This window comes from Winogradskyella sp., assembly GCF_025210595.1.
Lineage (GTDB): Bacteria > Bacteroidota > Bacteroidia > Flavobacteriales > Flavobacteriaceae > Winogradskyella.
The window spans coordinates 1-3,079 of record NZ_JAOARH010000086.1; the positions used below are offsets into that span (position 1 = coordinate 1).

The 3,079-nt window shown below is 29.6% G+C and carries 3 protein-coding genes and 1 pseudogene; 1 reads left to right on the top strand and 3 read right to left on the bottom strand.

Translation table 11 applies throughout. The features are described from left to right. From N4A42_RS09195 to N4A42_RS09205, 3 genes and pseudogenes are all read right to left on the bottom strand, one after another. A pseudogene (locus tag N4A42_RS09195) lies at positions 1–487 on the bottom strand (hypothetical protein); the annotation flags it as partial. A 12-nt stretch (positions 488–499) separates the two neighbouring features. Further along, positions 500–1,132, bottom strand: coding sequence for a hypothetical protein (locus tag N4A42_RS09200; RefSeq protein WP_294073155.1), 633 nt, complete (start codon positions 1,130–1,132; stop codon positions 500–502). A 4-nt stretch (positions 1,133–1,136) separates the two neighbouring features. Next, positions 1,137–1,631, bottom strand: a complete 495-nt coding sequence (locus N4A42_RS09205) for an RNA polymerase sigma factor (protein WP_294073157.1) — start codon at positions 1,629–1,631, stop codon at positions 1,137–1,139. Positions 1,632–1,757: 126 nt separating this feature from the next. Here N4A42_RS09205 and N4A42_RS09210 point away from each other — a divergent pair, with 126 nt between their 5' ends. Then, on the top strand, positions 1,758–3,035 hold the full coding sequence (locus tag N4A42_RS09210; RefSeq protein ID WP_294073159.1) for an NAD(P)/FAD-dependent oxidoreductase: 1,278 nt from the start codon (positions 1,758–1,760) through the stop codon (positions 3,033–3,035). Positions 3,036–3,079 lie beyond the last annotated feature (44 nt).

The following is a 3,079-nucleotide window of genomic DNA, read 5'->3' on the forward strand; positions in this document are numbered from 1 at the left end:
AATAAATAACAGCAATCTCTGTAGCAAAAGGTATAACGATGCCTTTAGGTAAAATGTCTTGACAAGTAGATTTTAAAATTGTAAAAAAATCACTAGCGGTTTCTTTCTTATGTTGTTTATATAATCGAATGGTTTTAACAATTTTGTAGATTACATATGATAAAACAGATATTTCTATTAAAGGCAGAACCCAAGTTTTAAATAAGCTTAAATAATGCTGATTTTCAGAAGGAAGAATAAAGGAACAAACAACAATGCTAAGAATAACAAAAGGAACAATGGTAGTTTTTGGTATTGTTGTTTTTCTAATAAGTAAGAAATAAATTAAAGGTACTGTTAACAATAAATCTATAGTAATTGCTAAGCTTAATTTATCAGTATTAGCTTTAAAGAAAGAAGTACTGGTGAAATATATCATCGAAGCAACTAAAAGTAGCGGTATAGCAAAGATGATTAAGGTTTTATGAATATTTAAAGATCTATTCATGCTTAGTAAGTGTTACACTTCTAATTTCTTAAGCTCATTATAATTTCTATTGAGACGTTTTAATAAAATACCATAAAGTAACCTATAGAATAACCAAAAGATTAATATAAATATACCTGCAACTATTACAGTAATTGCATAGAGCATTATTGTTTGCGAAGAATTCATAGACTCTACTTGGTCATGAAATACAGGATTCTGATTAAATTCAAAATAAAGGGATAATGGAAAAGAAATAAAAATAACAAGCAAATTATAAAGCACATAATACTTAATGATTTTTCGAGTATTTAATATGCTTTCCATTAATTTTTTAGCATTATCTATTGTTGATATTGATTTATGAGATCTAAACAATAAATACATAAAAGTGAAAATAACTAAGAACCCAAAAATTGTAATACCAATAAATAGAGGGTTTTCATAGCTTTCTTTCATTCTTTCCTTATACGTGTCAGATAGAAAAAAAGGTATAAGGTTTATCAATACCCAAAATACAAGTTCTGCGATACTAATGTAAAATAGTGTTTTTACAATAGAAGACGATTTTTTATGTAACATTGGGTAAATCTCTGCATCTGAATAATTTTTAAAATCATTAGTGCCTTTATTCCAATTTTTCTTTAATAATTCTAATTCATCCATAGGGCTACGGATTTAATATTGTTTTTAATTTCTTCTTTACACGATTCATCTTTACACGTGCATTAACTTCAGTTATACCTAAAGTTTTACTTATTTCCCTATAATCTTTGTCTTCTAAATACAAAAAGACCAAGGCTTTTTCTATATCGTTTAGCTGATGTACCGCATTATATAATAACTTTAATTGTTGTTCTTCGGTATCATCATATTCTTCGGCTTTAATTTTAAATTGAACTGAATCAAACTCTTGCGTATTAATTCTACGCTTAGATTTGCGATATAAGGTTATGGCAGTATTTAAGCCAACACGATACATCCAAGTGCTAAATTTAGAATCGCCTCTAAACTTTGGATATGCTCTCCATAGTTGTATGGTGATTTCTTGAAACAGATCGTTATGTGCATCTATATTGTTGGTATATAATCGGCATACCTTATGTACAATGTTTTGATGCTTTTGTAACTGTTCAACAAAACTATGTTCGAGTTCTTTGTTCAATTGATGAAAATGGTTAGTTGTCTATATGTAGTTATACTTTAGAGTTTGTTACACTAATTATTGAAAAAGTATTTCTTTCAGCTCTTAAATCGTATTTTTGTATAAGCAAATTCAATTCATTAATTTATGAATATTCCTAAATCTAACCTGCCAAGAGTTGTTATAATTGGTGGTGGTTTTGCTGGTATAAATTTAGCAAAAACCTTAGCTAATAAAAATATTCAAGTTGTTTTAATTGATAAGCATAATTACCATACATTTCAACCGCTTTTATATCAGGTTTCTACTTCTGGTTTAGAGCCAGACTCTATTGCTTATCCTCTTAGGAAAATTATAAAAAAGCATGAAACCTCTTTTTTTCGATTGGCCGAAGTGACGTCTATAAATTCAGAAAGCAATAAAATTTCGACTAATATAGGTGATTTAAACTATGATTATTTGGTTATTGCTACCGGAACAAAAACGAATTTTTTTGGCAACAAATCTATTGAATCTAATAGTATGCCAATGAAAACAGTGCCTCAAGCTTTAAATATTAGAAGTCTTATTTTGCAAAATTTTGAAAAGGCAGCAATAGCAAATTCTAAACAAAAGCAAGAAGCTTATCTAAATTTTGTTATAGTCGGTGGAGGACCAACAGGTGTTGAGTTGGCAGGAGCAATTGCTGAGCTAAAAAATAATATTTTACCAAGAGATTATCATGACTTAGACCCAAATGACATGAAAATTCATTTGTTAGAAGGGGCTAATCGTGTTTTACCACCAATGAGCAAGCATGCTTCTAAAAAAGCAGAACGATTTCTTAAAGCTTTAGGTGTGCAAGTGCACTGTAATACATTTGTGAAAGATTATGATGGTTTAACGGTAAAAACAAACTCTGATTTAGAAATGCAGTCAGAAACATTAATTTGGGCAGCAGGTGTTACAGGATCTCCTGTGCTTGGGTTAGATGTTAATGCTTTAGTAGAACAAGCCAATAGGTATCGTGTTAACTCTTACAATCAAGTAGAAGGATATGATAACATTTTTGCAATAGGTGATATTGCTTTAATGCCATCAGACAAGTACCCAAAAGGGCATCCGCAAGTTGCACAGCCTGCTATACAGCAAGGTGCTTTATTAGGCAAAAACTTAATGCGTTTAATCAATAATAAACCATTGCAAACATTTAAATATAAGGATAAAGGTTCTATGGCTACTATTGGAAGAAACAAAGCTGTAGTAGATTTAAAACACTATAAGTTTGGAGGTTTTTTTGCTTGGTTTGTATGGATGTTTGTGCATTTAATGTCTCTTGTAGGCTTTAGAAATAGAGTAATAATATTCTTTAACTGGAGTTACAACTATATCAATTTTGATAAGGCTGCTAGGCTAATTATAAGACCGTTTAAAAAGAGCGATTAATCTTCTTTTAGTTTTAAAACACCTATTACAATTAAATATTGAGC